The organism is Thalassospira sp. UBA1131 (assembly GCF_002311515.1).
Taxonomy (GTDB): Bacteria; Pseudomonadota; Alphaproteobacteria; order Rhodospirillales; family Thalassospiraceae; genus Thalassospira.
Map to the genome: position 1 here is coordinate 35,271 of NZ_DCAO01000020.1, position 4,549 is coordinate 39,819.

The following is a 4,549-nucleotide window of genomic DNA, read 5'->3' on the forward strand; positions in this document are numbered from 1 at the left end:
GGCTGGGTGATGATTGCTGCCGGTGTTGTCATGTTGGCGACTGCGGCACTGCGTTTCTGCCCGCTTTACATGCTGTTTGGTTTGCGGACCTGTCCGCTTTCCAAATAAGGTAATAAACGGCGTTTGAAACCGGAATATTCCGTTCGATCTGTTGTTGTTTGAACGTTATGCTGGCGTCCGTAGATCTCTGCGGTATGTTGGATAGACGTGCTGTTGATGCCCGACGTGTGGGCACGGCGACCAGCAACGACGAACGGAATATAAAAATGAAACGCCTGAGTGATGAACTGACTGTATCCCCGCAAATGCCGCTTGCCGCGATTGACGAAATCGCTGCGGCCGGTTTCAAGACCATCATTTGCAACCGCCCGGATGGCGAAGATCCCGGGCAGCCGTCATTTTCCGAAGTCGCCGCCAAGGCCGAAGCTGCCGGTATGAAGGCGATCTTCCAGCCCGTCGCAAGCGGCAATGTGTCGGACGCGGATGCGGATGCCTTTGCAGCCAATCTGGCCGCCGCCGAAAAGCCCATCTTTGCCTATTGCCGCAGTGGTACACGCTGCACCATCTTGTGGTCGCTGGCCAATGCCGGGCAGATGCAGGTTGGCGATATCGTCAAGGCCGCGGCTGAGGCCGGATATGATATGGCGCCGCTGGCACCACGGATTGCAGCACGCGGCTAAGCCGTTTGAATTTGCACGTTATGCGGTGCGTTGCTGTGCAAAAAACGCAGTGAGCATCGCATAAATTGCACTATTGCTTTTGTGCGTTTCATGACGATATGTCCGCGCATGCTGTATCTGGCATGGTTTTATCAAGTGATACCGGTATGACGTCAAACGCAGACCAACTTTCCAATATCAGATTTCGACTGGCCAAGAACGAAGATCTCGACGCCCTGTGCGAGATCGAAAACCGGTCCTTTGAAGTCGACCGACTGACCCGGCGTGCCTTCAAACGTTTCGTCGGCAGTGAAACCGCGCGTTTGACTGTGGCGGAAACCACCGAGGATGGGGGCGTTGTTGTTGGTTACGCGTTGGTGATTTTTCGCAGCAACGTAGCGCTTGCGCGCCTTTATTCGATGGCGGTGTCACCTGATCAGCGCGGGCAGGGGATTGGCCGTGCCCTGATTGAACGGGCCGAAGAACTCAGCCTTGATTTTGGCACACCGATCCTGCGTCTTGAAGTCAGCCAGAAAAACAAGGATGCGATCCGGCTTTTCAAGGCAGTCGGATATCGCGAATTTGCACTTTATCCGGATTATTATCCCGATCATTCCAATGCGCTTCGCATGGAAAAGGTATTGGTTCCCAATGCCATGCATTTGCCATCGCCCATCCATTTCTATCACCAGACCCTGCCATTTACCTGTGGTCCGGCGGCCCTGATGATGGCGATGAATGCGCTGGATCAGGATATCGAACTTGATCGTAATCTTGAGATCGCGCTGTGGCGCGAAGCCACCACGATCTTCATGACATCCGGCCATGGCGGCTGTGGCCCGCTGGGGCTGGCGTTGGCGGCGCACAAGCGCGGCTTTGATGTCGAGGTGCTCAGCAGCCGGGACGGGCCGTTATTCGTTGATACGGTGCGAAAGCCGAAAAACCGCGAAGTGGTCGAACTGGTCCATTACGACTTTGCCCGTCAGGCACTTGATGCCGGTATTTTGGTCACGACTGGCCCGTTCGGCATTGCCGAGATCGAAGAACGCACCAAACAGGGTAAAATGGCACTGGTCCTGATCAGTCAGTACCGCATTTACGGCGATAAAATCCCGCACTGGGTGGTGGTTTCGGGCTTTGATGACCGGTTTGTCTATGTCAGCGATCCCGATATTGGTGAAGACCATGAACCCTATACCGGCAGTGACTGTCTGTCTGTGCCGATCCTGCGCCATGAGTTTGATCTGATGGCGCGCTATGGCCGCGATAAACTGCAAGCCGCCGTCTTCATTGACAAAAAGGCCGGGTAAAAACCCGGCCTTTTGCTTTTAGGGGATGTTGCAGAGGCCCTTATGGGCGCGCAATCTTGCCAAGAAGATGTGCAATGATTCGGCGATACAAATCCATGCCCAGAACCACATCCTCAACCCCGGCATCGATATTCGGATTGTCATTCACCTCGATCACCATCGGGCCATAGGGCGTTTCCTTGACATCGACACCATAAAGGCCATCGCCCATCAAACGTGCAGAGGCAAGGGCAGTCGCAACGATGTCGGCAGGGGCATCTTCGACCGCAAGGGTTTCAAACCCGCCTTCCTCATAGCTTTTGCCATCATCTTCGTGTTTCACGATCTGCCAGTGGCCCGGTGCCATGAAATAGCGGCTGGCAAAGATGGCTTCACCACCCAGAACACCAATACGCCAGTCAAAGGTGGTTTCGACATATTCCTGGATGACGAGAAGTTCGGAGTTCTTGAACATCTCGGTCGCGACTTCGTTCAGGTGTTCTGGCGACTTGACCTTGCGTACCCCGCGCGAGAAACAGCCATCGGGCACCTTCAAAACCGACGGGAAGCTGAATTGCTTTGCGATGTCGGGAATGCGGCGCTTATCGAAAATCGCACTTTTTGGCGCCGGGATACGGTGTGTACGCAGCAATTCGGCCAAATAGACCTTGTTGGTACAACGCAGCATCGAGTCCGGATCATCAATCACCGGAATGCCTTCCTTTACCGCGCGCTTGGCAAAGCGATAGGTATGGTGATCAAGGGCGGTGGTTTCGCGGATCAAAAGGGCATCAAATTCCGAAAGATGATGGAAATCCTTGGCTGTAATCAGTTCGGCCTTGGCCCCCAGGTCGGATGCGGCCTGCACGAAATTGGCAAGGGCCTCCTTGTCTGACGGGGGCAGGACTTCATCCGGATCATGCAGGATGGCGACAAGGGCGGTCGGCGGGGTGACGTTGCCCTGTTTGCGCACGCGCCCACGCAAATAGGCGCGGAGTGCGGCCTCGAACTCGACAAGCTTGTCGTCATCAAGCTGGCTGATCGACGGGGCTTCGATTTCGCGCAAAATTCTGCGGTCCTGCTTGTTCAGATGCAGGCGCAGGATCGGGCAGCGGAACTGATCAAAGGCGCGTTCGCCAATCTGACGAAACTTCTTGTTGGCGGTCCGCCCGAAATAGACATCGATATGATCCGGGGCCTGATCAGGGGTCTGGCCGGATTTTTCCAGTGCCTCGATGATTTGCGGGCTGAGTTCCGCACGTGCGGTTTTCTGAAGCCGCTTCCAGTTCAAATCCAAAAGAACATCGGCCTCGGGAATGACGCGCTCTGCACGTGCGGCCGCCAGAAGGCTGCAATAATAACCCCGCGAAAGATATTCATAGGACTGGCAAAGGTTGATCACGCGCCGGTTGCGCACACCGTGATCAAGTGCGAGATAATCGCGCACCCGCATCACACGGGCCCCCGATACGGCAAAGCGTTGATCCGACAGACGGTCGACCAAAATCAGCGGGGCACCGGTGGCAACCGCTGGGCTGACAGCACTTTCACCGTCATAAAGCGCGTGTTCAAGGCGAATGCCATCACCGCCATCCTCGTAATATCCCGGAAGATCGGCAATCCGGACATAGCCATGGCGTTCATAAAGGTTGCGTGCGGTTTCGTTGGTCACACGCACTTCAAGGCGCATGCGCGTGCATCCAGCATCCATCGCCAGATTTTCAAGGCCGGCCAAAAGCTGTGTGCCCAAACCCTTGCCGCGCCAGTCTTTTGCAATCGCCAGCGAGTAAATCCGTGCCGTAACCGTATTGGCGCGCAGCAACAGCAAACCATACCCGACAATTTCAGGATGATCGGCATCGCCAGCGTCGGCGACAAGAAGGCGCGCGCTGGCCTGACGCAGGAACCGCGAAAAAGAAGCCCGCGAAATCAGGTCGCTTTCGAAATTGCCGCTTTCAAGCGCGCAAAGACCATCAAGGTCGTCGCGCACGGCTGCACGGATGATGACAGTATTGGTCTGGGGCAAAGTCACTGTGCAGCTCTCCTACGATGAGGGTAAATATGTTGCGCTCAACTTCCGGTACGCCCAAAGATCGTTCGTCGCAAGCGCATTTATTGTTCATAGCCATGCCTTTTTTTCATGGATCATGGCACAGGTCACACTCGACCAGCAGGTCCAATAAAAATAAGGTGTTTTCATTGGGCCTGCTGTGAAACATTTAATCATCCTGATCGTTTGCACTTACTATAAACAAGAGATCAGAAACAAACAGGTTGGCGTACGTTGCACTGCGTCCGCAAAGCTTTCAAGGGCAAGATGGTTTGAATAAACGCATCCTAGACACATCTCCGATCCACAGGCGCAGGTTTGCAATCGTTCCGCTTTTACTGGCAGGGTCGATGCTTTCGGCGTGCACCTCGGACGAGGACTTAAGTGGTGTGCTCGGCTTTGGCGACGGTGCTAACAGTGAGATTGCGCAAAATGATCTGCAAACAACCATCCCCTATGAAGTCGAAATTGCCGGCATCGATCCCCAGGAAGAAAATCTGATTGCGGCGTTGGATGGGGTAAGCACAGCGCGCCGTTTGCAGTCGCGCCCG

The 4,549-nt window shown here is 54.9% G+C and carries 4 protein-coding genes and 1 pseudogene; 4 read left to right on the top strand and 1 reads right to left on the bottom strand.

Annotated features, from left to right (window positions below; genetic code table 11):
- Positions 1 to 9 precede the first annotated feature (9 nt).
- The 3 genes from B3Z49_RS02895 to B3Z49_RS02905 all read left to right on the top strand — a co-directional run bounded on the left by B3Z49_RS02895 (position 10) and on the right by B3Z49_RS02905 (position 1,969).
- Positions 10 to 108 carry a YgaP family membrane protein gene (locus B3Z49_RS02895; protein WP_296988128.1) on the top strand — a complete coding sequence of 33 codons (99 nt, stop codon included), beginning with the start codon at positions 10 to 12 and terminating at the stop codon, positions 106 to 108.
- A 158-nt stretch (positions 109 to 266) separates the two neighbouring features.
- A complete protein-coding gene (locus tag B3Z49_RS02900; RefSeq protein WP_008891887.1) occupies positions 267 to 680 on the top strand; it encodes a TIGR01244 family sulfur transferase in 414 nt (137 codons plus the stop codon).
- A 146-nt stretch (positions 681 to 826) separates the two neighbouring features.
- Positions 827 to 1,969: a peptidase C39 family protein gene (locus B3Z49_RS02905; protein WP_296988121.1), complete on the top strand. Its 1,143-nt coding sequence runs from the start codon at positions 827 to 829 to the stop codon at positions 1,967 to 1,969.
- Positions 1,970 to 2,009: 40 nt separating this feature from the next.
- On the opposite strand, the gene B3Z49_RS02910 is transcribed toward B3Z49_RS02905, so the two are convergent.
- Entirely contained in the window at positions 2,010 to 3,980 is a 1,971-nt protein-coding gene (locus B3Z49_RS02910) for a GNAT family N-acetyltransferase (RefSeq protein WP_296988123.1), read from the bottom strand.
- A gap of 290 nt (positions 3,981 to 4,270) precedes the next feature.
- Here B3Z49_RS02910 and B3Z49_RS02915 point away from each other — a divergent pair.
- Positions 4,271 to 4,549: pseudogene (locus B3Z49_RS02915) on the top strand (hypothetical protein); the annotation flags it as partial.

What these genes read in the sequence shown, in the direction of transcription:
- B3Z49_RS02895 (WP_296988128.1), top strand. Translation starts at nt 10, where the DNA reads ATGATTGCTGCCGGTGTTGTCATGTTGGCGACTGCGGCACTGCGTTTC.
- B3Z49_RS02905 (WP_296988121.1), top strand. Translation starts at nt 827, where the DNA reads ATGACGTCAAACGCAGACCAACTTTCCAATATCAGATTTCGACTGGCC.
- B3Z49_RS02900 (WP_008891887.1), top strand. Translation starts at nt 267, where the DNA reads ATGAAACGCCTGAGTGATGAACTGACTGTATCCCCGCAAATGCCGCTT.